The following is a 24,024-nucleotide window of genomic DNA, read 5'->3' as shown; positions in this document are numbered from 1 at the left end:
TTCGGGCGGCGCCTTTGTTTGTGGTGCGCAGCCGGAGATTTCGGCTAAATAGACGGGAACCAGCGAATCGGGTGGCGAACCGAAAATGACGATCCTTGTTACCGGCAGCGCCGGGCATCTCGGCGAAGCGATCATGCGGCTTCTGCGCGGCGGCGGCCGACAGGCCGTCGGTCTCGACATTGCGCCCTCCTCGCACACCGATTTCGTCGGCTCGATTGCCGACCGGTCATTCGTCAGGGAAGCGATGCGCGGCGTTGACGCGGTCATCCACGCGGCGACGCTGCACAAGCCGCATGTCGCGACCCATGGCCGCCAGGAATTCGTCGACACCAACGTGACCGGCGCGCTCAACCTGCTGGAGGAGGCTGTTGAAGCGAAGGTCTCGTCCTTCGTTTTCACCAGCACGACAAGCGTCTTCGGCGACGCGCTGATCCCGCCGCCCGGCGAACCTGCGGCATGGATTACCGAGGAGGTCGCGCCGCAGCCGAAGAACATCTACGGCATCACCAAGCTGTCGGCGGAAAATCTGGGCCGGCTGTTCGCCCGCAAATACGACCTGCCGGTGACCGTGCTGCGCACCTCGCGCTTCTTTCCCGAGGAAGACGACCGCAGGGCCGTCCGCGAGGCCTTCGCCGATGAGAACGTCAAGGCCAACGAATTCCTGTTCCGCCGTGTCGATATCGAAGACGCCGCGATGGCCCATCTGAACGCGCTCGACCGGCGCTCCGAGGGGTTCGACCTCTTCATCATCAGCGCGACGACGCCGTTCACGATCGACGACCTGGCGGCGCTGCGCACCGATCCGTTCGCGGTCCTGCGCCGCAAACTGCCGGACCTTTACGCCGAATATGACCGGCGCGGCTGGAAGATGTTCCCCGAAATCGACCGGGTTTACGTCAACGCCAGGGCGCGTCGCGAACTTGGCTGGCGGCCGATCTACGACCATGGCCTCCTGCTCTCGCGCCTTAAGTCCGGAGAGCCCGTGCTGGGCCCGATGGCGCAGGCGGTCGGTGCGAAGGGGTATCATGAGGAAGTCTTCAGCGAAGGCCCCTACCCGGTCGACTGAAGGCAGCGATGATTATTGATTGCGTGCGTCGAGCACGGCTTTCACGAGGTCGTCGGGCACCGGCGGCAGCGTCTCCTCCGGCGCTTTGCCGCCGGCCTTCGCAAGTTCGAGCGACGCCCGGTAAGCGGCCAGATACTCCCGGCACTCGCGGCAGAGCTTCAGGTGCATCTCGAAGACGAATCTCTGACGGGCGCTAAGCTCGTCCTCCAGGTAGGCCAGGATAAAATCCTCGAACGCCTCGCAGGTGATCATCAGCGGCAGCTTGAACATCATGCCGTGGATGCGTCGCATCAGCGTGGGTGCGGCTCTGCTCATACCGCCTGTCCTCTTACCAGTGGTTCCAGCAGCCGCTTCAACGCGGCCCGGGCGCGGTGCAGGCGCACCTTGACGTTCGCCTCGCTGATGCCGAGTAGCTGCGAAACCTCCTGCGTCGTCAGTTCTTCGATGTCGCGCAGGACCAGAATGATACGGTAATTGTCCGGCAATAGGTCTATTTTCCCGCTTACCTGCGCCCGGATATCCGACCGCACCAGCAGCGTTTCCGGGGTTTCCATGGTCATCCACCGGTCCTCGATCCGGCAGCCGTTATTGTCGAATACCGGCTGGAGTTCGTCAATTGCGACGGTCCGCGACCGATTGGCCTTGCGCATCAGCATCAGGCTCTCATTGACGACGATCCGGTGCACCCACGTCTTGAGCGCGGAGCGACCGTCGAAGCCTCCGATATTGTCGAACACCTTGGCAAATGCGTTCTGGACCGCGTCCTCGGCATGGTGCGTATCGCGCACGATGCGTGTCGCGACGGACAGCATCCAGGGTCCGTGCTTGCGTACGAAATCCTCCGTCGCCGGCCGGTCGCCGGCCGCGATACTCGCGATCGCCGCTTCGTCGTCCGGCTCCATCGCCGTTGGTCTGCCGCCTGATCGCACGCGCCCGTCCCGTTCGCCGCCCAGCCTGTAATATTTCTAAATTCCGGCGATGCGCTGTAACCTTATTGAGCGCCCCTGCATCTGACAATAAGCCGCCAAGGCAGCGCACCAGGATACCGCAGGGTGGACCGGCAGCGTCACAACGAGCAAAACGCGATTGGGTAATGATGGGCTTACTGCTTCTTGCCATGTTTACCGTGGCCTATTCCATGGTGGCCAAACGGCTCTCGTCGACTGTATTGACGGCGCCGATGCTCTTTGTCGGCTTTGGCGCGCTGCTGGCGGAAGCCGGGTTCATGTCGCCGCACGGTGCGGAAGAAACGCTGCATCTTGTCGCCGAGATCGCGCTGATTGTGCTGCTGTTCCTCGACGCCGCGCAGATCGATCTCGCCACCCTGCGCAGGCGCCACATCTGGCCGGTGCGCATGCTGGTCCTCGGGCTGCCGCTTTCGCTTGTCCTTGGCACCCTGCTGGCTCTTCCCTTCCTTCCCGGGTGGCCGATCGTCGCCGTCGCGCTGGTCGCGGCGATCCTCGCCCCCACCGATGCGGCGCTCGGTCAGGCCGTGGTGACCAATCCGGATGTGCCGGAGCGTCCGAGGCGGGCCCTGACCGTGGAAAGCGGCCTCAATGACGGCCTCGCGCTTCCCGCGGTGTTGCTCTTCGCAAGCCTCGCCGCGGAAGCGATGGACCGGACCAACACGGACTGGCTCGTTTTCGGCGCCAAACAGATCCTGCTCGGACCGCTCGCCGGCATTGTCACCGGGTTGCTCGGCGGCACCATATTGCTGTGGGCTAAGCGGAAAAACGCAACCGCGGACACCTTCGAGGGCGTCGGTGCCATTGCTTTGGCCGGCGGCACCTATCTCGCAGCAACCGAAATCGGCGGCAACGGTTTCATCGCCGCATTCGTCGCCGGCCTGTGTTTCGGCAATGTCGTCAAGGGACGCTGCAAGTTCGTGTACGAATTCACTGAAAGCGAAGGGCAATTGCTCACTTGGGGCGCCTTCTTCCTGCTCGGCCTCGCCCTGGTGCCCGAGGCGGTGCGCCATCTCGATATGCCGATGCTGGCAATCATCCTTCTGAGCCTGTTCGTCACCCGCCCGCTCGCCATCTGGATCTCGCTGATCGGCACCGATGCCTCGCCGGTCACCCGGCTGTTCTTCGGCTGGTTCGGCCCGCGCGGACTGGCGACCGCCCTCTTTGCGCTTCTGGTCGTCTCGCGGATCGACCATCCGGTGGCCGAGCCGGTGCTCATGCTCGCCGTCAACGCCGTGTGGATCAGCGCCCTCCTGCACGGCCTCACCGCCGCGCCGGGCGCCCGCTGGTACGCCGCCAAGGTCGGCGCCATGGGGCCGTGCGCCGAAACGCAGCCGGTCGATGCCTCGGCGAAGCCGCTGAAAACCGGCCGTATTGAAACCTGAAGATGCTCAACGATGGGGAACCGACATGAATAAGCTGGCGATCATCGCCCTTGACGACCTGGAAAACCGAAAGCCCGAACACGCGCTGGTCGGCGAGGTCGATCTCGTCGTCGTGCGTTTCGACGACGACGTCTCGGTATTTTATGGCCGGTGCCTGCACCGCGGCGCCCTCATGGCCGACGGTTTCGTGCGCGGACGCAACCTCATATGCGGCGTTCACAACTGGGATTACCGGCTCGATTCCGGCGTTTCGGCCTATGCCAACGAGGAGGCGCTGCCGAAATTCTCCAGCTGGATAGAGGACGGCCAGGTGCTTGTCGACGAAGACGAGATCCTCGCCTGGGCGAAGGACAATCCCCAGCCCTTCAACCGCAAGGCCTATCTCGGCATCTACGCGGACACCGGTCACGGCACCGAGGAGGAACCCCATAACCGGCTCATCCAGGGCTACGCGCGGTCCGGGCTCAAGAACACCGGCCATCACGGCCAGGTCGAGGCGATGGGCGTGCCGCGCACGCAGCTGCCGGGCTGGGACGACATCCAGATCCTGACGGCACAACTCCACCGTATGCCGCTGCTCGACGAGGATCCCGTCGGCACGGACGTGACCATCGGGCCGAACGCGCAGAAGCCCCTGCGGCTGAAGATCCCGCTTTTTGTCTCGGACATGAGTTTCGGCGCGCTTTCCGAGCCGGCCAAGGTAGCGCTGGCGCGCGGCGCGGAACTGGCCGGAACCGGCATCTGCTCGGGTGAAGGCGGGATGCTGCCGGAGGAGCAGGCGGAAAATTCCCGTTATTTCTACGAACTCGCCTCCGGGCGCTTCGGCTTCGCGTGGGACAGGCTGGAAAAGGTCCAGGCCTTCCATTTCAAGGGCGGCCAGGGCGCCAAGACCGGCACCGGCGGCCACCTGCCCGGCCCCAAGGTCAAGGGCAAGATCGCCGAGGTGCGCGGTCTGAAGGAGGGCGAAGCCGCGATCTCGCCGCCGCGTTTCCCCGACTGGACGGAAACGGGTCAGATCAAGGATTTTGCCGATGAGGTCCGCGACCGCACCGGCGGCATACCGATCGGCTACAAGCTGTCGGCGCAGCATATCGAGAAGGACATCGACGCCGCCCTCGACATCGATGTCGACTACATCATCCTCGATGGCCGCGGCGGCGGCACCGGCGCGGCGCCGATCATCTTCCGCGACAACATTTCGGTGCCGACCATCCCGGCCCTCGCCCGCGCCCGGCGGCACCTTGATTCGAGCGGCCGCCCGGATATCACACTGGTGATCACCGGCGGCCTCAGGAAGCCGGCCGATTTCATCAAGGCGCTGGCCCTCGGCGCCGATGCCGTCGCACTCTCCAACGCGCCCATGCAGGCGATCGGCTGCATCGCCATGCGCGCCTGTCACACCAACAACTGCCCGGTGGGCATCGCGACGCAAAAACCGCACCTGGTGAGTCGGTTGATCGTCGAAAAGTCCGCCGAACGGTTGACCAATTTCTTCAGCGCATCAGTTGAACTGATGCAGGTCATGGCCCGCGCCTGCGGTCACGACCATCTGTCGAAATTCTGCATCGACGACCTGACCACCTGGAAGAAGGACATGGCCGACCTGTCCGGCGTCGCCTACGGCGGCGTTTCCTAGAGCAATAATATTGGAGCGACATATGACAGCCGACAATCTGGAATGGGTCCGCGTAGGGCATGTCGAGGATCTGCCGGAAGGGCGGGTCAAGACGGTGACGGCGCGGGACATATCGCTGTGCCTCTCGCACTTTGAGGGCCAGTGGGCGGCGATGGACAATCATTGTCCGCACCAGGGTGGCCCGCTGGGCGAGGGATCCATCGAGGTCGGCGTTGAAGGCAAGTGCTGGATCCGCTGCCCCTGGCACGGCTGGGACTTCGACCCGCTGACCGGCGCGCCGCCCGGTGGCCACAAGGACACCGGCCAGCAGCTCTATCCGGTCGAAATCCGCGACGACGAGGTCTTCATCGGCCTGGAACCCGAGCCGGAGCGGGAGCGCACGGTGACCGACGCGATGACCGAGACCATGATAAACTGGGGCGTGCGCAGCGTCTTCGGCATGGTCGGCCATTCCAATCTCGGACTTGCCGATTCCATCCGCATCGCGGCCAGGGACGGCAAGCTGAGCTACTATGGCATCCGCCACGAGGGCGCCGCCGCGTTCGCGGCCTCCGCCTACGGCAAGCTCACCGGTCAGCCGGCCGCCTGCGTCACCATTGCCGGGCCCGGCGCAACCAATCTCCTGACCGGCATGTGGGACGCCAAGGTCGATCGCGCGCCGGTGCTGGCGCTCACAGGTCAGGTGCAGACCCAGGTGTTCGGCCCCGGCGCCTTTCAGGACATCGACCTGAAATCCGCATTCGAGGCCGTTTCCCGTTTCTCCCAGACGGTGCTTTCCACCTCCAAGCACACCGAGCTGATGTCGCTCGCCTGCAAGAATGCCATCGTCGAGCGCGACGTCGCGCACCTGATCTTCCCGGACGATGTGCAGACCCAGCCCAGCAAGGCAAAGCCGCGGAGCCCCAAGGGTCGCCTCGGCGACACGGCGATCAAGCCTTCGGACGCTGACGTCGAGGCGGCGGCGGAAATGATCGACGCCGCCAGGCGGCCGATCATCATCATGGGTCATGGCGCCGTGCACGCCCGCGACGCGGTGATTGCGTTTGCCGAGATGCTCGGCGCGCCGGTGCTGACCACATTCAAGGCCAAGGGGCTGATCGCCGACACGCATCCCAATGCCGCCGGCGTTCTCGGCCGCTCCGGAACGCCCATTGCAAGCTGGTTCGTCGCCACCTCGGACCTGGTGATCACGCTCGGCACCTCGTTCTCCAATCACACGGGCATCGAGCCGTCCAAGCGCATCATCCAGGTGGATTTCGAGCGCATGCAGCTCGGCAAGTTCCACCGGGTCACCCTGCCCGTGTGGGGCGAAATCGGCGAATTCTGCAAGATCATGCTGCAAACGGTTGAAAAATCCCCCGACGCCGAAGACCAGATAGCCGAACTTGCCGAACGCTGGTCGATGTGGCGCACCGAGAAACAGTCCAGGCTCGCCGAGGAGAAGGGCCACGGCATCCACTCCTTTGCGGTTTTCGATGCATTGACCAACCTGTGTCCGGCCGACGCGATCATCGCGGTGGATGTCGGCAACAACACCTATTCCTTCGGGCGCTATTTCGAGACCTGCGGACAGCGCGTGCTCATGTCGGGCTATCTCGGCTCCATCGGCTTCGGTCTTCCCGCCGCCATCGGCGCCTGGGCCGCCACGCAGGACATTGAAGCCTATGAGGGCCGCAAGGTCGTCTCGATTTCCGGCGACGGCGGCTTCGGCCAATACGCGATGGAGTTCACCACCGCCGTCAAGTACGGGATGGATATCACCCATATCCTGCTCAACAACGGTCAGCTCGGCAAGATTTCCAAGGAGCAGCAGGCCGGGCACTGGCCGGTCTGGGAGACCCAGCTTACCAACCCGTCATTCGCGGCATTCGCCCGCCTGTGCGGAGGCCACGGGACGCGCGTCACCGAGACCGAAGCCCTTGAAAAGGCCATATCCGAGGCGCTTGATCACAAAGGCCCCTCGCTCGTCGAGATCATGACCGATCCCGAGCTGGTCTGATCGCGGACCGGAGACCTGTTTTATGGGAGATATTCAATGACTTCAGCAGCCGACCTGCTTTCCCAGACCGCACCCGGCTCGATTGCCGGCGCCCGCAGCATGGCTCACAACGCAGCGCAGATCGCTGCCCTTGCGGCACTCGCCAATCTGGCCGCAAGGCCCGATTATAGCCACACGGCATTGCACTGGAACGCGGCAAGCGGCGCCTTCGAGACGAACCCGATCGACAGTTCCGACGGACCGGTCATCATCCGCATACCCCTGTCACCGCTTTCCATGCGCCTGGTTCGCGGCGGCGAGGCGATCGACACGCTGGAACTCGACGGCGTTTCCGAGGCCGATTGCCTGGCCTGGCTGGACGAGGGCCTGACCGAGCGGGGCCTGAAGGCGGCCTCCTCCGTCAAACATCCGTTCAAGCTGCCCAAGGATGTCGTCGCCGTCACGGCGTTCAAGACGGACGGGCTGGAACCCGGCCTCCTGGCACTCGGCCGCTGGTACGATCTCGCCAGCCGGCAACTGCTCAATTTCGCATCGAAACACGCGGCGATCACCCCCGGCCCCAGCCCGGTCTATTGCTGGCCGCACCATTTCGACATCGCCACCTATGTCGGCCTCGATGCGGACGGATCGGAAAACGCCCGCGGTGTCGGCGTCGGCATGTCGCCGGGGGACAAAAGCTACGGCGAACCCTATTTCTACATCAATCCGTGGCCGCATCTCGACGCCGGCGACCTGCCGCCTTTGCCGGCGCCCGGCCACTGGCACACGGACGGCTTTGTCGGCGCCATCGCGACCGCGACGGAGGTGCTCACCCTGGACGACCGGGACGGCGGGCTCGCCGATTTCATCGACGGCGCGTTCGCACTCGGCCGCGACAGGCCGGGAGCCTAGGCCCATGGGCGCCGCGCTTACGATCGCCATCCTGCTGGCTTTGTCGGTCACCTTGGTGCGCATCGGCGCTGTCGCCATGCGGCTGACCGGCCTGCCGGAGAATATCGCCCGGTTTCAATGCGTCTCCGCCCTCACCGGGACCGGCTTCACCACCCACGAGGCCGAGATGATCGTCAACTACCCGATCCGCCGCCGCATCGTGGTGGTTCTCATGGTGCTCGGTAATCTCGGGCTGATCTCGATCGCATCGACCTTCATCGTCGCCTTTGTGCACACCGGGCCCGACATGCAGCACATCGCGGTCCAGGCAACGATCCTCGCCGTCGCCATCCTGGTGACATTCCTCGTGCTCAGCAACCAGACCCTCGACCGCGGCATGTGCGCGCTGATCGGTCATGTGCTGTTGCGCACCACGTCGCTGGGCGAGACCGGCTATCACCGCGTCCTCCAGCTCGGCAAGGATCTCAGCATCGTCGAGCACGACTACTTCGGGCCGGAAACATCGCCGGACAGGCTGGACCTGCGGGGCGAGACCCTCCTCGCCGTGCGTCCGGCCGGCTCGTGGCAGACGACGGCCGCCGCGCAGGTGAAGACGGTCAAGCCGGGCGATACCCTCATCCTTTGCGGGAACGAGGCCACGCACGAGACCCTCGCCGATGCGTTCAGCGCCGATGAAAAAGCCCGGTGACCGCAGCTAGGGCTTGCCCTCGCTCCAGGTCACATCCTGCCCGAAAAGCGGAACCGTCGACAGCGACATCTTGGCCGATCCGTCCTGGACCTGCCGCGAATGCGACAGGTAGATGAGCGTATCGTTCTTCTTGTCGTAGATCCGCTTGATGACAAGTTTCTTCCAGACAATGGAACGGCGCTGCTTGAAGATCTCCTCGCCGCCCTCGTCCAGTTCGATATCGCCGATCACCACGGGCCCGGTCTGGCGGCAGGCGATCGACGAGTTGGACGGATCCTCGAACCAGTTGCCCTTCTGCAGCCGGTCGATCACGCCGCGCTCGAAATAGGCGACGTGACATGTCACACCCGAGACCTGTGGATCTTCGACCGCGTCGATGATGATATCGTTGCCGAGCCAGTCGACACCGATTTCGCCGACCTGTTCGGTGTGCGCCGCACCGGCGCCGGCCACTGCCAGGGCGACAAACGCACTTGCACACAATTTCAGATAGCGCATGGAAGGCTCCCGTTTTTCCTGCTGCTTCATATAGGAATGCCCGAACAGGGATTGCGAGGTCTTGGGCAAAACGACCGGCGATTTTTGCGGTGTCGATCAATTTTCTCTCCGCCCGTCACCAAATTACGCCGCCGGGCTGGACGCCCCACAAGCTGCGATCCATAGTCTGTGGTCTGGCCATCGACGCCAAGGACATCGGAGGAAGCCATGCGGACAGCAATCAGGAATGCCACCAAAGCAACCATTTTCTCCGCCCTGCTGGTGTTTGCGGGATGGGCCCATGGCCAGCAGGCGGCGGACAGTGTCGCGCCGGAAATCGCAACGGGCATTTCCGACCGGAAGGCGGTCAGTGCCGAGCGTTTCATGGTCGCGGCTGCCAATCCGCACGCCACTCGGGCCGGAAGGGAAGTTCTTGCCTCCGGTGGAAATGCGATCGATGCGATGGTCGCGGTGCAGCTGGTGCTTGGCCTCGTCGAGCCGCAGTCGTCAGGCATCGGCGGCGGCGCGTTCCTGGTCTACTTCGACACCGCCTCCGGTCGATTGACCACCTACGACGGGCGCGAAACGGCACCGAAGGCGGCGACGCCGACCCTGTTCCTCGATTCGAACGGCGAGCCGCTGAAATTCTTCGATGCCGTTGTCGGCGGCCGCTCGGTCGGAACGCCCGGAACACTGAAACTGCTCTACGAAACCCATAAATTGCACGGCAAGCTCGGATGGTCCAACCTGGTTCAGCCCGCCATCGACCTTGCCGAGAACGGGTTTGAAGTGTCCGACCGCCTCTTTGCCATGCTGACGGCCGATGCCGAGCGGCTCGGACTGCATGAGGAGACGCGCGCGCATTTCCTCGGCGACGACGGCAACCCGCACCCGGTCGGCCATGTCCTGACGAACGCCGCCTATGCACAGACGCTCCGGCTGATCGCCGCAGAGGGCGCCGATGCTTTCTACCGGGGACCCATCGCCGACGCCATTGTGGAAACGGTGCGCAGCGGCAATCCGGACAATCCTGGCGTTCTGGCGCTTGAGGACCTGGCGGCCTACGAGATCAAGGAGCGGGAGCCGGTCTGCCTGCCCTATCGCGGCTACGATGTGTGCGGCATGGGACCGCCCTCCTCCGGCGCACTGACGGTCGGGCAGATCCTCGGCATCCTCGAGCCCTTCGACATGGCATCGCAAAGCCCCGCGGCTGTAGACACCTGGCGCCTGATCGGCGACGCCTCCCGGCTCGCCTTCGCCGACCGCGGACGTTACATGGCCGACAGCGACTTCGTGCCGATGCCGACGCGCGGGCTCATCGACCGCGCCTATCTCGACGAGCGCGCGCACCTGATCGAGCCCGGCGCCGTGCTGCAGCCGGACGAAGTCAGGCCCGGCTCGCCCCGCTGGGACCACGCGCTCCTGTGGGCGGACGACGAGAGCCTGGAGCTGCCGTCCACCAGCCATTTCTCGATCGTCGACGCTGACGGCAACGTGGTCTCGATGACCACCACTATCGAAAACGGCTTCGGCTCGCGCCTGATGACCAACGGCTTCCTTTTGAACAACGAACTGACCGACTTTTCCTTCCGCACCCACCGGGACGGCGTTCCGATCGCTAACCGGGTCGAACCGGGGAAAAGGCCGCGCTCGTCGATGTCGCCGACCATCGTCATGAAGGACGGCAGGCCCTACATGGCCATCGGATCGCCCGGCGGCAGCCGCATCATCGGTTACGTCGCCCAGGCGATCATCGCCCATATCGACTGGGGCATGGATGTGCAGGCGGCCATAAACATGCCGCACCTCGTGAACCGTTTCGGCAGCTACGACGTGGAAAAGGGAACCGAGGCGGAGAAGCTGGCCGGACCGCTGGAGGCGCTTGGCTACAAGGTCAATATCCGCGATCTCAATTCGGGCCTGCACGCCATCGTCATTGCGCCGGACGGGCTGCATGGCGGCGCCGATCCGCGGCGCGAGGGAACGGTCGAGGGCATGTAGAACGTCCCGGCCGGATCAAGTCCGCGTGTTGCGCGCAATCCTCTCGACGCTGCTTCGCCCCAATGTGGCGCTGGCCACGGGCCTCGTCGTTCTTTCGGGCCTCAGCTTCGGCACCATGCCGTTCTTCACCAAGCGGCTGGCCGATTCCGGCATGCCGGCCTACGCGATCGAGATTTACCGCTACGGCCTGACGGCTTTGATTCTGTTTCCCGTGCTCCTGGCCAACATAAGAGAAAAGGCAGCGATCGCCTGGGGCCTTTCGGCCGGCTTTGTCATGGGCTTCGGCTGGTTCGGCTATGTCTGGGCACTGGAAGAGGCGCCGGTGGCCAGCGTCAGCCTGCTCTATATGAGCTATCCGGCCTTCACCGTGCTCATGGGCTGGGGTTTTTTTGGAGACAAACCACCGAAAGCCGCCGCATTTGCAGCCGTTCTGGTGCTCCTGGGAAGCGCCCTCGCGCTCTCGCCCTCGCAATTCCAAGCCGGTCACGTTCCGGTCCTGCTGGCTTCCCTGAGCGCCCCGCTGGGTTTCGGTTTCATGATCAATGTGCTGATACACAAGGTCGGGCACCTGCCGCCGCTCGCCCGCATCGCCAGTATCGCGCTTGGTGCCGTTCTGGGCCTGTCGCCCCTGGCGATCTTCTCGGATCCCCAACTCATGGTGCCGCAGACCGAGAACGGCTGGTGGCTGGTCGCCGGGATTGCACTGATCACGGCGCTGCTGCCGCAGCTTCTGTTTTACACCTATGCACCGCATATAGGGGCCGCGCGAACCTCCATGGCCGCCAGCGTCGAGTTGCCCACGAACTTCATTGTCGGCTGGATCGCGTTCTCCGAGGCCATCGGCGGCGGGCTATGGGCGGCTTGCCTGCTGATACTCGCCGCGATCCTCATAACCCCGGCCAATCCGCATCCCAAACATGCCAGGACCGATGCTCCACCGGACCGGTAGATCAATTCCATGCCGGCAGGCACTGCCCACGCTTGGATGCGTTCGGCTTGCGCCCTATAATGGCCGTATGAACACGTCGACCCTGAGCGCCAACAGACTGTTGATCGCCGGCATCGCATTCGTTGCGGCCGCGACTGCAACCGGTATGGCCTTTGCAGGCTGGCTCAATCACGGCGCGGAGATCTTCATGACCTATGCGTCCGCGGGCCTTGCCTGGTGCTTCTAGGCGTTCCGGCGGCACGCATCACATTTTGTCATGTGTCAAATTGGCCCGGTGACTTCACCGTTGCCTGTCTCTAAAACTTGTCGGCACCAGAAGCGAAATCTTGTCCCTTTCGCGCACGGAGACACCAATGGCAGCCGTTAGAACTGTTCTGATCGTCCTCATCGCGATACTCGGCCTCGCCTTCGCCTGGCTGGCCTTCGAATGGTCGCGCTCCGACACCGCATTTGCCGAAAATCCCTATGGCGTGGCATTCGAGCTCGTCGATCAGAACGGCGCGCCGATCACCGAGGCGGCATTCCGGGAAAAACCCACGGCGATCTTCTTCGGATTCACCCATTGCCCGGAAATCTGCCCGACGACGCTCTTCGAGATGGACGGCTGGCTGCGCACGGTCGATCCGGACGGTGACAGGATCAACGCCTATTTCGTAACGGTCGATCCGGAGCGCGACAACCACGATATTCTCGGCCAGTACATCTCCAACGTCACGGAGCGGGTCGTCGGCATCACCGGCGAGCCGGAAAAGGTCCGGGCCATGGCGAAGGGCTACAATGTCTATTTCAAGAAAGTGCCGATCGATCAGGGCGAACCGGACGGCGAGTACACCATGGATCACTACGCATCTGTGTTCCTGCTGAACAACGGCGGCCGCTTCAAGGGCACGATCGCCTATGGCGAAAACAGCGATATCGCCATCAAGAAGCTCGAAAACCTCATCAAAGGCTGAGCGGCCGCAACCGTCGCCCCAAGGTGCGAGCGATGCCCCGCGAACGCGAGACATGAAACAGATTCGCCTCTTCTTCACCGCGAGCCAGGAGGGTTGCGCGACAGCCCTCGAACTGCTGAGCGCGCGTTTCGAGGACAAGGGCTATCCGGTCTCGACAATGGAGATCGACGAGGACAAGGACCTATGGGAGGCTTCGCTCTATGGCCCGGCCGTCGAACGGGCGCAACTGCTCCACGACATGCGCGAGTGCCTCGAGCCCCTGTTTCCGCAGACCGAGATCGAAACGGAACAACTCCCCGATATCGACTGGGTTGCCTATTCCCTTGAAGGACTGCAACCCGTCCGCGCCGGCCGGTTCCTCGTTCACGGATCGCACGACCGCGACAGGGTCCGGACCGGCGACCTGGCCATCGAGATCGACGCGGGCCGGGCGTTCGGCACCGGTCATCACGGCACCACCGAGGGCTGCCTTGAGATGATCGGAGCGCTGGCGCGGCAGCGGCATTTCGGCAATGTGCTCGATCTTGGTACGGGCAGCGGTGTCCTGGCGATCGCCGTCGCCAAACTGGGGCATGCATCGATTCTCGCGACGGACATCGATCCGGTCGCAGTGGACGTCGCCAGGCAGAACACCCGCAAAAACGGATGCGTATCGCGCATCGCACTGGAGGCCGCCCCGGGATTTCATTCCACCGTCTTTTCGCGGTTCGGCCCGTTCGATCTGATCGTCGCCAACATCCTCGCAAGGCCGCTCATGCGCATGGCGCCGGCGGTCAGCCGCAATCTCGCCGCCGGAGGACAGGTTGTCCTGTCGGGCATTTTGTCGGATCAGCGCCGCAAGGTGCTTGCCGCCTACAACGCCCAGGGACTTTTCCACCGCAAGACCCTGTGGCGGGACGGCTGGGTGACGCTGCATCTGGGACGTTAGCATTCAAACCAAAACGGCGCCCCGTAAGGCGCCGCATGGACCGGGACAGTTCCCGTTGGAAAACGCGGATTAGAGTTCGAACGACGTTCGGCCGTTCTTCTTAACGTCTTCCCGGTTGAACCCCATGGAGTTGAGTGTCGCATCATCCTGGGTCAGGAGGTAGCTGCGGATCAGTCCGCGTGCCTTTTCCTGGCGGGCTGCGATCATGCGATCAAAGGCATTTCTGAATACAGAGCGTGTCATCGGAGTTTCCTTTCGATAGCTGAATTGCATTCATTGCTCGAATCCGATCTGGGTTCGAAATGCGGCAATGTCAGGCGCGAAAGTGCAGGCCAGCCGTGCTTGTGTCGCATGGCCGACGGGATCCGAATGTGAAAGGGAAAAAGAAAACGGCGCCTGAACGGCGCCGCAGCAGGTCAGGCTCTGGCCTGACGGAAGGTCGTCTTGCAGTAAGCCTCAGAACGGAAACGGCGTCTTGGCCGAGCGCATCAGCTCTTCCCGGCTGTGGCCGAGCGATTTCAGCGTTGCGTCGTCGAGAGACAGGAGTGCCCCGTGGACATAACGGCGCGCTTCCTTTTCACGGGCGGCGGCAACACGATCGAAAGCATTGCGGAAAAACGACTTGGACATGGGAAAGTTCCTCTTAAATCTTGTTTTCCAATGTGCTGTTGCGGCTATATATACGCCTCGGCCATGGGGTCTGTTAGGTGGTTTTGCGCATGGTAGCCCTGCGTTTGCTGCATATGCGAAATAGTTGCTGCATATGCGGGTAACACACTGAAATTGCGAGGATCATCGATGTTCCAGAGTTTCGACGTCACGGCGCACGCCACCGCAGGCGGTGAACGGCTGGCCAAACTCAGGTCCGGCCTGGACGAAATCGGCATTGACGCGCTGCTGGTGCCCCGCTCCGACCGTTTTCAGGGCGAATATGTTCCCGGCAGCGAAGCCCGGCTCGCATGGCTGACCGGGTTCACCGGTTCGGCCGGCATTGCGTTGATCTTGCGCGACAGCGCCCATGTCTTCGTGGATGGCCGCTACACGACACAGGTCCGGCAGCAGGTCGATCTCGACCTCTACGCAACCGAAGACCTGATCAAGAACCCGCCGCGCCTGTGGATCGAGGAAAACGCGCCGCAGGGACTTCGTATCGGTGTCGACCCGTGGCTGCACACGCTCGCCGATATGCGCCTGCTCGAAAAGGCGGCGGACAGGATCGGCGGCACGATCGTGCGGCTGGATGCCAATCCGGTTGACGCGATCTGGCATGACCGGCCCGCCGAACCGCTTGGCAAGATTTCGCTGCAGCCCGAACAGTTCGCGGGGCGGCCCGCCGACGAAAAGCTTGCGCAGATTGCCGGCGCCGTAAAGGAAGCAGCGGCCGATGCCTGTGTCATCACGGACCCCTCGTCGATCGCGTGGATCTACAACATCCGCGGCAGCGACGTGCCGCATACACCGCATCCGCTGGCCTTCGCCATTGTCGACAAGGACGGGGGCAGCCGGCTGTTCCTGGATGACCGGAGGGTCGGCAAGGACACCGCCGGGCATCTTTCCGGGTTGACGGCGCTCGAGGCACCCGGCGCGTTCGAGACGGCTCTGACCGCGCTCGGGAAGGACGGCGCGAAAGTGATGCTCGATCCGAACCTGGCGCCCGCCAGGATCGCCGGCCTGATCGACGGCGCCGGCGGCAAGCTCGTTGAAAAGGCCGATCCGGCCCGACTGCCCCGGGCACAAAAGAACGCCGTCGAACTGGCCGGCAGCCGCACCGCGCATGAGCGCGACGGCGCGGCCATGGTCTCGTTCCTCGCCTGGATCGACCGGCAACAGCCCGGAACGGTCGATGAAATCGGCGCCGTGCGCCGTCTCGAGGAAGCGCGCCGTACGACCGGTGAGCGCTTGCAGATGCCGCTGCTGGATATCTCTTTCGACACGATATCCGGTGCCGGTCCGGACGGGGCGATCATACATTACCGGGTCGACACTGGCACAAACCGCTCGCTGAAGGAGGGCGAGCTCTACCTGGTCGATTCCGGCGGCCAGTACCAGGACGGCACGACGGATATCACCCGCACGGTGCCGGTCGGAACGGTCGGGAAAGAGGAAAAGCGGTTTTTCACGCTGGTGCTCAAGGGCATGATCGCGCTGACGCTCATGCGGTTCCCGGAAGGAACACGCGGCGTTGACCTCGATGCCGTGGCCCGCACGGCGTTGTGGAAGGCCGGCACCGACTATGCCCACGGAACCGGCCACGGAGTCGGCTCTTACCTATCGGTGCATGAGGGACCGCAGAGCATCTCCCGCCGCGGCCTTCAGGAACTGAAGCCCGGCATGATCCTGTCGAACGAACCCGGTTACTACCGCGAGGGCGCTTTCGGCATCCGCATCGAGAACCTCGTGGCGGTCAGCGAGCCATCGCCCATCGAGGGCGGCGACAAGCCGATGCTTGGTTTCGAAACACTAACGCTTTGTCCCATTGACCGGCGGCTGGTGATCGCGGATCTCCTGAGTCCGGAAGAACTCTCCTGGCTCAACGGCTACCACGCCCGCGTGCGCGACGTGTTGGCGCCGCTGATCGGGCTTCAGGAGGACAGGGACTGGCTGGCCGCCATGACGGCACCGATCAGCCAAGACCGGCAGCCCGCAGCGATATAATCGCCGCGGCGCCGATCAGCAGCACCACAATCAGGTTGAAGCGCAGCGCCGCCGCGGCGGCAAGGGCCAGTGTAATGGCCTCGGCCGGCCCGTTGGAAACGGCCGCCGGCGCGACCAGCGTGGTCAGAACGGCCGCCGGCACGGCGTCGAGCGCCGCGCTCACCCTTCGCGGGATGCGTTCGAAACGCGAAAGCACCAGGTGCCCGCCGATCCGCGTGGCGTAGGTCGCCAGCGCGCCGAAGATGATGATCCACGTTATGTCTGAGAGCCCGAACATGTCACACATGCTCCGGGTCGGCCTCGACGGCCTCTGGCAATGGATCGTCGCCGGCAATCAGCGCCGCCAGGAGAACCCCGGCGACGGCCCCTATGCTGATATGCCAGGGCGAGCCGATGGTGAAATAGGCGGCGACGGACGCAACCCCGCTGACGGCGACGACCGGAAGCCAGTTTCGGCGCCTTCGGAAACCCATCACGAGAACAAGGAAGTAGACCGGCAGCATGAAATCAAGACCGAAAGCGTAAGGATCTTTGATAAGCCGTCCGAAATAGCCACCGAGCGCGGCCTCCGCCACCCAGGCCGTATAGATCGGGATCGAAATGCCCATATACCAGTTGAAGCTGATCCGGTAGCCGCGTTCGTGACGTCGCTCGGATTCGGCGAATTGCGGATCGATCAGCGCGAAGAAGGCGATGGTCTTCTGCGCGACTGTGAAATGCGCGATCTTCGGTCCCAGCGACGCCGAATAGAGGATGTGGCGGAAATTCACCGCGAAGATCGAAAGCACGATGATCCACGGGGCGACCGATGTCCCGAACAGATCGATGCCGACCATCTGGCTGGCGCCGGCATAAAGTGTCGCGCTCATAAGCACGGCCTGGCCGATATCCATGCCGTATTCGACCGCGAGCGCACCAAACAGCAGGCCGAAGGGTGCCGCCCCCAGAACGATCGGCACGGAATCCCGCATACCCTGGCGAAATTCGGCATCGAACTTCAGGAACATGAGAATCCTCGTCGGTCAGGTGCTGGGTTTGTCGCGGCGGCATCCGTGGCGCGATGCCGACAAAATAGGTCAGCCATACTGACCCGTCACGCGAATAATAATGATCGTTAGTTCAATCAAACTGATCATTCCCCGATACGGGTAAACCACTCGTCCTCATCGATGACTTCGATACCGAGCTCGGATGCCTTTTTAAGCTTGGAGCCCGCGCCGGGGCCGGCAACCACCAGATCGGTCTTCTTCGATACCGATCCGGCCGTTTTCGCGCCGAGACGCTCGGCCATCGCCTTGGCCTCGTCGCGGGACATGCGTTCGAGCGAGCCGGTAAAAACGATGGTTTTTCCTGAAAAGGCCGTGTCCGTCGCCACCTGTTCGGCGTCCCGGGGCCGGACTTCGCCGAGGAGCCGTTCGACAATGGCCGCGTTGTGTTGTTCGGCAAAGAACTCGACCAGCGCCTGGGCGACGATCGGCCCGATACCGTCGATATTGACCAGATCGTTCCACGCCTCGCTGTCGTGATCGACTGCCGCCTCCATGGCATCCACGAACCCGCGCGCCGAATGGTAGACGCGGGCAAGGATCTTGGCATTGCCCTCGCCGACATGGCGGATGCCCAGCGCGTAGATGAAGCGGTGCAGATCGATTTCGCGGCGCGCCTCGATCGCGGCGAACAGATTGGCCGCGCTTTGCTCGCCCCAGCCGTCGCGGTTCTTGAGCTTGGTCATCGACGCCGCGTCGCGCGCTTCGAGCGTAAATATCTCGGCCGGGTTCTTGACGAGATCCGCGAGATAGAACGCCTCCGCCTGTTTGGCGCCGAAGCCGTCGATGTCGAAGGCGTTGCGCGACACGAAATGCTTCAGTTTCTCGACCGCCTGCGCCGGGCAGATCAGGCTGCCGGTGCAGCGGCGCACCGAATCCATGCGGCCCGTCTTCTCGTTGACCTCGCGCGTCGCCGGACTGCCGCAGACCGGACAGGTCTCGGGGAACACATAGGGCATGCTATCCTTCGGCCGCCGGCTCAGATCGACATCCATGACTTTCGGGATGACGTCGCCGGCACGGTAGATCGTCACCGTATCGCCGATGCGCAAATCCCTGCCCTCGCGGATCGGCTGGCCGTCGCTGCCGATGCCGGCGATGTAGTCCTCGTTGTGCAGTGTCGCGTTGGAGACGACGACGCCGCCGACCGTCACCGGCTCGAGCCGTGCCACGGGGCTGAGCGCGCCGGTTCGTCCGACCTGGATCTCGATGTCCTTCAGGACCGTCGTGGCCTTCTCGGCGGGAAATTTGTGGGCGATCGCCCAGCGCGGGCTGCGCGAGACGAAACCGAGGCGCTGCTGCAGCGAAAGATCGTCCACCTTGTAGACGACGCCGTCGATGTCATAGGCGAGTTCGGCGCGTTCCGACTCGATCAGCCGGTAGTGCTCAATCAGTCCTTCGACCGTATCGAAACGCTTCATCAGCGGATTGACCACCAGGCCCCATTCGGCAAAGCACTCGACAACGCCGAGCTGTGTATCGGCCGGCAGGCCGCTGGTGTCGCCCCAGGCATAGGCGAAGAACTTCAACGGCCGGCTCGCCGTGATCGCGGTATCGAGCTGGCGCAGCGAACCGGCGGCCGTGTTGCGCGGATTGACATAGGTCTGCTTGCCTTCCGCCTCCTGCCGCCGGTTGAGTTCGGCGAAATCGGACTTGGTCATGTAGACCTCGCCGCGCACCTCGATCACGTCGGGAACGGAACCCTTGAGCGTGTGGGGAATGTCGCCGATGGTCCTGGCGTTAGCGGTGACGTTTTCACCGACCGTGCCGTCGCCGCGCGTCGCCGCGGTGACCAGCCGTCCCTCTTCGTAGCGCAGTGCAAGCGACAGTCCGTCGATTTTCGGTTCCGCGGTGAAGGCCAGTGGCGCCTTTGTATCGAGTTTCAGGAACCGGCGCACGCGCTCGACGAAATCCCGCACATCCTCCTCGGAAAACGCGTTGTCGAGCGACAGCATGGCAACCTTGTGGGTCACCTTCTCGAATTTTTCCAGCACGCCGCCGCCGACGCGGTCGCTGGGTGAATCGGCGCGTTTCAGATCCGGAAACCGCGCCTCGATCGCCAGGTTGCGCCGTTTGAGCGCGTCGTATTCGGCATCGGATATGACCGGTGCGTCCTCGGTGTGATAGCGCTGGTCGTGGCCGCTGATTTCCATGGCGAGCCGCGCCAGCTCCCGTTCGGCCTGCGCGCTGCTCAACTCTTCGACCGCTGTGGTTTCGTCGGACATGCATTATCACCCGTGAATCATCGATTGAGTTTTAGAGCAAGCGGAGGCCGGCTGACAGGGGTTTGTCCGCCTCAGGCGCTTTCGGAAAGCAGGCGCCCCGCGGCTGCGCGGGCCTCGTCGGTCACCGAAGCCCCGGCCAGCATGCGGGCGATCTCTTCCTGGCGCGAGGCGTTGTCCATCGTGCTCACCCGCGTCGTCACGGTTTCGTCGCCGCCCGGCCCCTTGGCGATGAGCATATGGGTCGACGCCCTGGCCGCCACCTGCGGCGCATGCGTCACCGAAAGGACCTGAACATCCGCCGCCAGCCGCTTCAGGCGCTTGCCGATGGCGTCGGCCACCGCGCCGCCGACGCCCGTATCGATCTCGTCGAACACCAGTGTCGGCGCCGAGCCGCGATCGGCCAGTGCCACCTTCAGCGCCAGCAGAAACCGCGAAAGCTCTCCGCCGGATGCGACCTTCTGGATCGGTCCCGGCCGGGTGCCCGGATTGGTCCGTACGTGAAAGGCCACCTGGTCGATACCGTCCGGCCCGCCCTGTTCGGCATCGCTGTCGATATTGACGATGAATGCGGCGCGCTCCAGCTTCAGCGCCGGCAGTTCCGCCATCACCGCATCGGCAAGAACCTGTGCCGCCTCATGCCGGTGCCCCGACAGCAACTGCGCCGCATCGCGATAGGCGCTCTCCGCCTCGGCGGTACGCGCGTCCAGTTCCGACATCTTTTCTTCCCCGGCATCGAGTTCGGCAAGGGCCGCGACCATGCGCTCGGCGAGTGCCGGCAGTTCGGAAACGGGGACATTGTACTTGCGCGACGCGGCGCGCAGCGCAAACAGCCGCTCCTCGCAGTTTTCCAGTTCGTTGGGATCGAAATCGGCGGCGCGCATCGCCGCCTCGGTTGCCGTCTGGGCATCCGACAGCCGGTCCACGGCAACGCCCAGATGGTCGATGACCTCGTCCAGGAGTCCCGGCGCCTCGGCCGCCTTGCGCTCCAGCCGCCGCAGCAGTGAACTCAGCATCGGCAGCGGGGCACCCTGCCCCGAAAGGATGTCGTTGGTTTCGTTGATATCCGCGGCGATCTTTTCCGCCTTCATCATGAGCGCGCGCCGATCGGCAAGCTCATCCTCCTCCCCGTCGACAGGAGACAGCTGCTCAAGTTCCTCCACCGAGGACCGCAGGTAATCGGCCTCTCGGGCCGCATCCTCGACCCTGGCGCGATGATCCGCCGCTTCCTTCACGCATTGGCGCCAACCGCGATGCAGTAAGGCCACGTTGGCGGCCTCGTCCTGCAGACCGCCGAAGGCGTCGAGCAGTTGCCGGTGGGCATCGGCCTCGACCAGCGCGCGGTCGTCGTGCTGGCCGTGGATCTCGACCAGCATCCTGCCGGCCTGCCGCATCAGCGCGACGCTCGCAGGCTGATCGTTGATATAGACCTTGGTACGCCCGTCTGCGCTTTGCGTTCGCCGGAAGATCAGATCGCCTTCATCGTCGAGGTCGTTTTCGCGCAGGAACGCGCGCACCGGGTGATCGGCGGGCACATCGAAGGCGGCCGTGACCTGCCCGCGGTCGGCGCCCTGCCGCACGAGCCCGCCGTCGCCGCGCGCGCCGAGCGCCAGCGACAGGCTGTCCAGAAGGATGGATTTTCCGGCGCCCGTTTCGCCGGTCAGCACAGACAGTCCCCGTTCGAACCCGAGATCAAGCCGTTCGATCAGAACGATATCCCGGATCGAAAGGTGTGAAAGCATCCGTTTCTCTTGTCAGCTCTGGGAGCCGAGTAAGCGCGCCCCTGCCCGTGTTATCCAGGAGCCGCGGTTCTCGCGCGGCTCGAGCCCTTCGGACTGCAGGAGCTTGTAGGAATCCGCATACCACTGGCTGTCCGGGAAGTTGTGGCCGAGCACGGCCGCAGCCGCCTGCGCATCCTGGGTCAGGCCCATCGCGAAATAGACCTCGACGAGGCGCGCCAGCGCCTCTTCCACCTGGCGCGTATTGGGATACGTCTCGACAACGACACGGAAGCGGTTGACGGCCGCCGCGTATTCCTTGCGTTCCTGGTAGTAGCGCCCGATCTGCATCTCCTTGCCGGCGAGCTGATCGCGGGCAAAGCGGATCTTGGTCTCCGAATCGGTGACATATTCCGATTCGGGATAGCGCTGGATGATCTCCGAGAAGGCCGCAATGGCGCGTTGCGCCGATCCCTGGTCGCGGGTGACCTGCGGGATCTGCCGGTAGTAGGAAAGGCCGATCAGATAATAGGCGTACGCCGTGTCCTCGGATTCCGGATAGAGGCTGATATAGCGCTGCGCGCTATTGATCGAATCCGGATACTTGCCCATCCGGTAATTGGCAAAGGCGTTCATCACCATGGCCTTGCGGGCATATTCCGAATAGGGATGCTGCTTGTCGATGGCTTCGAACTTGCGCGAGGCCTCGCGCATCTTGCCGGCCTTGATGTTGGCGAGCGCCTGGTTATAGAGGACATCCGCCGGCTCGGTTTCGATATCCAGCGCCGTAATATCGATATCCCTGTCGCTCTGGCAGGCGCCAAGCGCCATCATGCCGCCGAGGCTTGCAGCCACAAGCAACCCGCGCAGGCATTTGTTCACCGGAACCAGTCCCCTATTCAACATTTCGGTCATTACCCCAATTTCCGCCGCGACTCGGGCGAAAGATCGCTCCGAACGTCGGAATACCACATTAACGCGGCGGAACGGACCAAAAATTATAACAACCCGTTTACCGGCCGCACCCGAAACAATGCACGCTGTCATAGCGCCAAACGCACAAAGACCGCAACGTCATGCGCATGTTTTGGTACATTTTTGTGGCAGCGGAGATGGCTCGCAAGCGGCTTGCGGTGCGTCGGCCGGATATGGAAAACGCTACAGCGTCCAGGGAGCGAACATGGGTCCGCTGACCGCGACCAGCTCACCGCCCCGCGGGGTCTCGCGCGGTTGCGAGGTCTCGACGACCTCATAGGCGCTGGCATCGTTCAACAGAGCCTTCAGCGCCAGTGAATTGAGCTTGTGACCGCCCCGGTAGGAGCGATAGCAGCCGATGAATTTCGCGCCTGCGAGTGCCAGGTCGCCGACCGCATCGAGTGTCTTGTGACGCACGAATTCGTTCTCGAAGCGCAGGCCCTCGAGATTGATCACCGTATCGTCGTCGCTGATGACAACCGAGTTTTCCAGCGACGAGCCCAGCGCGTGGCCCGACGCCCACAGAAACTCGACGTCGCGCATGAAACCGAATGTCCGGGCACGGGCCAGTTCCCCGCGGAAGGTTTCCGCCGAGATGTCGCCCTTCCAGGACTGCCTGCCGATCAGCTTGCAGTCGAAATCGATATCGATCTCGAAGCGCGTGCCCTCGTAAGGAACGAATTCGGCCCACGACGCACCGGCCTCGATGCGGACCGGTTTCACCACCCGCAGGTAGCGCCGCTTGGAGCTGAGAATGTCGACGCCGGCGCGGTCAAGCGCTTCGATGAAGACGATCGAGCTGCCGTCCATGATCGGCACTTCCGCACCGTCGATTTCGACGATGATATTGTCGATCTCCATGGCATAGAACGCCGCCATGAGGTGCTCGACCGTGGCGACGCTGGCGCCGCCCGCGTCACCGAGCACGGTGCAAAGGTCCGTCGCTGCAACCTGTGAGGCGATCGCCCTGATGAGATGGGTTTCGCCGTTGTCGAGTGTTCGCTGGAAAACGATGCCGGTGTCGGCATCTGCGGGCTTGAATGTGACGGAGACCTTGGAACCGCTGTGCACTCCCACCCCCGAGAGCGTCGCTTCGTTCAGAATCGTCGTCTGATAGCCAAAGTAGTTAATACTCATACATTCAAGCCTGATATCTTCAGTCAAGGCCATTGGAAAACCCCTGCGCTCACACACGGCCGTAAAACCGCGTATAATCTCAGCTTTTTCGGATGACCTTTTGTCCCGACCAAATCCCCACGGCTGAAAGATACGTGCCGTCCGGAGACAAACCAAATCACGGTTTTTTACGGAATGTTACGATGGAATAAGCATGCGCTTTCAACGGCTTAACGAATTTAATATTCGTTAATGAACCGTTAACGTGATCGCCTTTTCAGCATCTTGTAACAGAACCGGGGCAATTCTGAGATCTTTGCCCCGATTAATTGTCAAAGTGAGTCGCGCGGCACC

Annotated in this window: 23 protein-coding genes; 12 read left to right on the top strand and 11 right to left on the bottom strand. The window is 63.3% G+C overall.

Features of this window, described 5'->3' with window-relative positions; all coding sequences use genetic code 11:
• The first annotated feature begins 85 nt into the window (after nt 1-85).
• Nucleotides 86-1,066, top strand: a complete 981-nt coding sequence (locus E4M07_RS00555; RefSeq protein ID WP_136656339.1) for an NAD(P)-dependent oxidoreductase — start codon at nt 86-88, stop codon at nt 1,064-1,066.
• A 12-nt stretch (nt 1,067-1,078) separates the two neighbouring features.
• On the opposite strand, the gene E4M07_RS00550 is transcribed toward E4M07_RS00555, so the two are convergent.
• Together E4M07_RS00550 and E4M07_RS00545 are read right to left on the bottom strand one after the other, a co-directional pair.
• Nucleotides 1,079-1,381: a zf-HC2 domain-containing protein gene (locus E4M07_RS00550; protein WP_136656338.1), complete on the bottom strand. Its 303-nt coding sequence runs from the start codon at nt 1,379-1,381 to the stop codon at nt 1,079-1,081.
• The gene (locus E4M07_RS00545) at nt 1,378-1,995 is read right to left on the bottom strand and encodes a sigma-70 family RNA polymerase sigma factor (RefSeq protein WP_136656337.1); all 618 of its coding nucleotides are present in this window, start codon (nt 1,993-1,995) and stop codon (nt 1,378-1,380) included. Before E4M07_RS00545 ends, E4M07_RS00550 begins: the two co-directional genes overlap by 4 nt.
• Nucleotides 1,996-2,159: 164 nt before the next feature.
• Here E4M07_RS00545 and E4M07_RS00540 point away from each other — a divergent pair, with 164 nt between their 5' ends.
• Genes E4M07_RS00540 through E4M07_RS00520 form a run of 5 tightly spaced genes read left to right on the top strand, consistent with a single transcriptional unit; the run spans nt 2,160 to nt 8,630 of the window.
• Nucleotides 2,160-3,416, top strand: a complete 1,257-nt coding sequence (locus E4M07_RS00540) for a cation:proton antiporter (protein WP_136656336.1) — start codon at nt 2,160-2,162, stop codon at nt 3,414-3,416.
• A 25-nt stretch (nt 3,417-3,441) separates the two neighbouring features.
• Nucleotides 3,442-5,052, top strand: coding sequence for a glutamate synthase-related protein (locus E4M07_RS00535; protein WP_136656335.1), 1,611 nt, complete (start codon nt 3,442-3,444; stop codon nt 5,050-5,052).
• 22 nt (nt 5,053-5,074) lie between these two features.
• Entirely contained in the window at nt 5,075-7,051 is a 1,977-nt protein-coding gene (locus E4M07_RS00530) for a thiamine pyrophosphate-dependent enzyme (protein WP_136656334.1), read from the top strand.
• A 36-nt stretch (nt 7,052-7,087) separates the two neighbouring features.
• On the top strand, nt 7,088-7,942 hold the full coding sequence (locus E4M07_RS00525; protein ID WP_136656333.1) for a hypothetical protein: 855 nt from the start codon (nt 7,088-7,090) through the stop codon (nt 7,940-7,942).
• A 4-nt stretch (nt 7,943-7,946) separates the two neighbouring features.
• The gene (locus tag E4M07_RS00520; protein WP_136656332.1) at nt 7,947-8,630 is read left to right on the top strand and encodes a hypothetical protein; all 684 of its coding nucleotides are present in this window, start codon (nt 7,947-7,949) and stop codon (nt 8,628-8,630) included.
• Between the two features lie 6 nt (nt 8,631-8,636).
• On the opposite strand, the gene E4M07_RS00515 is transcribed toward E4M07_RS00520, so the two are convergent.
• The gene (locus E4M07_RS00515; protein ID WP_136656331.1) at nt 8,637-9,128 is read right to left on the bottom strand and encodes a CreA family protein; all 492 of its coding nucleotides are present in this window, start codon (nt 9,126-9,128) and stop codon (nt 8,637-8,639) included.
• Nucleotides 9,129-9,335: 207 nt separating this feature from the next.
• On the opposite strand from E4M07_RS00515, the gene ggt reads away from it, so the two are divergent.
• The 5 genes from ggt (at nt 9,336) to E4M07_RS00495 (ending at nt 13,938) form a co-directional block, all read left to right on the top strand.
• Complete coding sequence (gene ggt / locus E4M07_RS00510) at nt 9,336-11,108, top strand: gamma-glutamyltransferase (RefSeq protein ID WP_136656330.1); 1,773 nt, start codon at nt 9,336-9,338, stop codon at nt 11,106-11,108.
• 25 nt (nt 11,109-11,133) lie between these two features.
• Nucleotides 11,134-12,057 (top strand): DMT family transporter, encoded by a 924-nt coding sequence (locus E4M07_RS00505; RefSeq protein WP_169054040.1) that lies wholly within the window; start codon nt 11,134-11,136, stop codon nt 12,055-12,057.
• 67 nt (nt 12,058-12,124) lie between these two features.
• Nucleotides 12,125-12,283, top strand: a complete 159-nt coding sequence (locus E4M07_RS28995) for a hypothetical protein (RefSeq protein ID WP_169054039.1) — start codon at nt 12,125-12,127, stop codon at nt 12,281-12,283.
• A gap of 127 nt (nt 12,284-12,410) precedes the next feature.
• Nucleotides 12,411-13,010: an SCO family protein gene (locus tag E4M07_RS00500; RefSeq protein ID WP_136656328.1), complete on the top strand. Its 600-nt coding sequence runs from the start codon at nt 12,411-12,413 to the stop codon at nt 13,008-13,010.
• Nucleotides 13,011-13,062: 52 nt separating this feature from the next.
• Nucleotides 13,063-13,938, top strand: a complete 876-nt coding sequence (locus tag E4M07_RS00495; protein ID WP_136656327.1) for a 50S ribosomal protein L11 methyltransferase — start codon at nt 13,063-13,065, stop codon at nt 13,936-13,938.
• Between the two features lie 69 nt (nt 13,939-14,007).
• On the opposite strand, the gene E4M07_RS28990 is transcribed toward E4M07_RS00495, so the two are convergent.
• Together E4M07_RS28990 and E4M07_RS28985 are read right to left on the bottom strand one after the other, a co-directional pair.
• The gene (locus E4M07_RS28990) at nt 14,008-14,181 is read right to left on the bottom strand and encodes a hypothetical protein (RefSeq protein WP_169054038.1); all 174 of its coding nucleotides are present in this window, start codon (nt 14,179-14,181) and stop codon (nt 14,008-14,010) included.
• A gap of 213 nt (nt 14,182-14,394) precedes the next feature.
• Nucleotides 14,395-14,568, bottom strand: coding sequence for a hypothetical protein (locus E4M07_RS28985; protein WP_169054037.1), 174 nt, complete (start codon nt 14,566-14,568; stop codon nt 14,395-14,397).
• Between the two features lie 168 nt (nt 14,569-14,736).
• On the opposite strand from E4M07_RS28985, the gene E4M07_RS00490 reads away from it, so the two are divergent.
• Complete coding sequence (locus E4M07_RS00490) at nt 14,737-16,593, top strand: aminopeptidase P family protein (protein WP_136656326.1); 1,857 nt, start codon at nt 14,737-14,739, stop codon at nt 16,591-16,593.
• On the opposite strand, the gene E4M07_RS00485 is transcribed toward E4M07_RS00490, so the two are convergent.
• The 6 genes from E4M07_RS00485 to lpxC form a co-directional block, all read right to left on the bottom strand.
• Nucleotides 16,562-16,870: an AzlD domain-containing protein gene (locus E4M07_RS00485; RefSeq protein WP_136656325.1), complete on the bottom strand. Its 309-nt coding sequence runs from the start codon at nt 16,868-16,870 to the stop codon at nt 16,562-16,564. The two genes, E4M07_RS00490 and E4M07_RS00485, sit on opposite strands and share 32 nt — an antisense overlap.
• Before the next feature lies 1 nt (nt 16,871).
• On the bottom strand, nt 16,872-17,600 hold the full coding sequence (locus E4M07_RS00480) for an AzlC family ABC transporter permease (RefSeq protein ID WP_136656324.1): 729 nt from the start codon (nt 17,598-17,600) through the stop codon (nt 16,872-16,874).
• 125 nt (nt 17,601-17,725) lie between these two features.
• Nucleotides 17,726-19,864, bottom strand: coding sequence for an NAD-dependent DNA ligase LigA (gene ligA / locus E4M07_RS00475; RefSeq protein ID WP_136656323.1), 2,139 nt, complete (start codon nt 19,862-19,864; stop codon nt 17,726-17,728).
• A 71-nt stretch (nt 19,865-19,935) separates the two neighbouring features.
• The gene (gene recN, locus E4M07_RS00470) at nt 19,936-21,603 is read right to left on the bottom strand and encodes a DNA repair protein RecN (protein ID WP_136656322.1); all 1,668 of its coding nucleotides are present in this window, start codon (nt 21,601-21,603) and stop codon (nt 19,936-19,938) included.
• Nucleotides 21,604-21,615: 12 nt separating this feature from the next.
• A complete protein-coding gene (locus E4M07_RS00465) occupies nt 21,616-22,485 on the bottom strand; it encodes an outer membrane protein assembly factor BamD (RefSeq protein ID WP_136657452.1) in 870 nt (289 codons plus the stop codon).
• A gap of 252 nt (nt 22,486-22,737) precedes the next feature.
• Nucleotides 22,738-23,691, bottom strand: a complete 954-nt coding sequence (lpxC, locus tag E4M07_RS00460; protein WP_136656321.1) for a UDP-3-O-acyl-N-acetylglucosamine deacetylase — start codon at nt 23,689-23,691, stop codon at nt 22,738-22,740.
• Nucleotides 23,692-24,024 lie beyond the last annotated feature (333 nt).

This window comes from Nitratireductor sp. XY-223 (genome assembly GCF_004959855.1).
GTDB lineage: Bacteria > Pseudomonadota > Alphaproteobacteria > Rhizobiales > Rhizobiaceae > Hoeflea_A.
Note: the sequence above shows the minus strand (reverse complement) of the source record. Positions and strands in the feature narration are given on the sequence as shown.

Excerpts from the sequence above, each read along its gene's own strand:
- E4M07_RS00555 (WP_136656339.1), top strand. The coding sequence starts at position 86 with ATGACGATCCTTGTTACCGGCAGCGCCGGGCATCTCGGCGAAGCGATC.
- E4M07_RS00550 (WP_136656338.1), bottom strand. The coding sequence starts at position 1,381 with ATGAGCAGAGCCGCACCCACGCTGATGCGACGCATCCACGGCATGATG.
- E4M07_RS00540 (WP_136656336.1), top strand. The coding sequence starts at position 2,160 with ATGATGGGCTTACTGCTTCTTGCCATGTTTACCGTGGCCTATTCCATG.
- E4M07_RS00535 (WP_136656335.1), top strand. The coding sequence starts at position 3,442 with ATGAATAAGCTGGCGATCATCGCCCTTGACGACCTGGAAAACCGAAAG.
- E4M07_RS00530 (WP_136656334.1), top strand. The coding sequence starts at position 5,075 with ATGACAGCCGACAATCTGGAATGGGTCCGCGTAGGGCATGTCGAGGAT.
- E4M07_RS00525 (WP_136656333.1), top strand. The coding sequence starts at position 7,088 with ATGACTTCAGCAGCCGACCTGCTTTCCCAGACCGCACCCGGCTCGATT.
- E4M07_RS00520 (WP_136656332.1), top strand. The coding sequence starts at position 7,947 with ATGGGCGCCGCGCTTACGATCGCCATCCTGCTGGCTTTGTCGGTCACC.
- E4M07_RS00515 (WP_136656331.1), bottom strand. The coding sequence starts at position 9,128 with ATGCGCTATCTGAAATTGTGTGCAAGTGCGTTTGTCGCCCTGGCAGTG.
- ggt (WP_136656330.1), top strand. The coding sequence starts at position 9,336 with ATGCGGACAGCAATCAGGAATGCCACCAAAGCAACCATTTTCTCCGCC.
- E4M07_RS28995 (WP_169054039.1), top strand. The coding sequence starts at position 12,125 with ATGAACACGTCGACCCTGAGCGCCAACAGACTGTTGATCGCCGGCATC.
- E4M07_RS00500 (WP_136656328.1), top strand. The coding sequence starts at position 12,411 with ATGGCAGCCGTTAGAACTGTTCTGATCGTCCTCATCGCGATACTCGGC.
- E4M07_RS00495 (WP_136656327.1), top strand. The coding sequence starts at position 13,063 with ATGAAACAGATTCGCCTCTTCTTCACCGCGAGCCAGGAGGGTTGCGCG.
- E4M07_RS28990 (WP_169054038.1), bottom strand. The coding sequence starts at position 14,181 with ATGACACGCTCTGTATTCAGAAATGCCTTTGATCGCATGATCGCAGCC.
- E4M07_RS28985 (WP_169054037.1), bottom strand. The coding sequence starts at position 14,568 with ATGTCCAAGTCGTTTTTCCGCAATGCTTTCGATCGTGTTGCCGCCGCC.
- E4M07_RS00490 (WP_136656326.1), top strand. The coding sequence starts at position 14,737 with ATGTTCCAGAGTTTCGACGTCACGGCGCACGCCACCGCAGGCGGTGAA.
- E4M07_RS00485 (WP_136656325.1), bottom strand. The coding sequence starts at position 16,870 with ATGTTCGGGCTCTCAGACATAACGTGGATCATCATCTTCGGCGCGCTG.
- E4M07_RS00480 (WP_136656324.1), bottom strand. The coding sequence starts at position 17,600 with ATGTTCCTGAAGTTCGATGCCGAATTTCGCCAGGGTATGCGGGATTCC.
- ligA (WP_136656323.1), bottom strand. The coding sequence starts at position 19,864 with ATGTCCGACGAAACCACAGCGGTCGAAGAGTTGAGCAGCGCGCAGGCC.
- recN (WP_136656322.1), bottom strand. The coding sequence starts at position 21,603 with ATGCTTTCACACCTTTCGATCCGGGATATCGTTCTGATCGAACGGCTT.
- E4M07_RS00465 (WP_136657452.1), bottom strand. The coding sequence starts at position 22,485 with ATGTTGAATAGGGGACTGGTTCCGGTGAACAAATGCCTGCGCGGGTTG.
- lpxC (WP_136656321.1), bottom strand. The coding sequence starts at position 23,691 with ATGAGTATTAACTACTTTGGCTATCAGACGACGATTCTGAACGAAGCG.